Genomic DNA, 600 nt, shown 5'->3' on the forward strand with positions numbered 1-600 from the left:
GCCCCTGAAGAAAGCTCCTGCCGTGCCGACCAAGTCCAGCCCTGAATCCAAGCCCCTCGCCGCCCCTGCCGACGTGCCCGTGAAAAAGAAACCCGGCCGCCCGCCCAAGAACCCGGCGGCCGATGGTGCTGCGCCTGCAGCCACCACCGGCGCCAAGCGCGGCCGCAAGCCCAAGAACGCCACCGCGGCGCCCAAGGACGGCGAAGACCTCGACCTGTCCGACATTGAAGACGACCTGGTCGGCGAGCCCGTGGCGGAAACGACCGAGAAGGTCAAGCCGCTGCGCATGAAGATCAGCAAGGCGAAGGAACGCGCCCTGATGAAGGAATTCGGCCTGGACGAAACCGTCCTCTCCGAAGAAGACATGCTCAAGCGCCGCCTGCGCCTGAAAACCCTGATCAAGCTGGGTAAAACCCGCGGCTACCTCACGCACGGTGAAATTTCCGATCACCTTCCCGACAAGCTGGTCGATGCGGAAACGCTGGAAGTCGTGGTCAACATGCTCAATGACATGGGCGTGGCCGTGTACGAGCAGGCACCCGACGCTGAAACCCTGCTGCTGAACAACACCGGCCCTACGGTTGCGACCGAAGAGGAAGC

The 600-nt window shown here is 63.7% G+C and carries 1 protein-coding gene; it reads left to right on the plus strand.

Going from position 1 to position 600, the window contains the following annotated elements; all coding sequences use genetic code 11:
• Positions 1-4: 4 nt before the first annotated feature.
• On the plus strand, positions 5-600 hold a 596-nt coding region (locus AC1D0Z_RS23750; protein WP_477660567.1), incomplete at its 3' end, for an RNA polymerase sigma factor region1.1 domain-containing protein.

The sequence above is a fragment of the Polaromonas sp. P1_E3 genome (genome assembly GCF_056405935.1).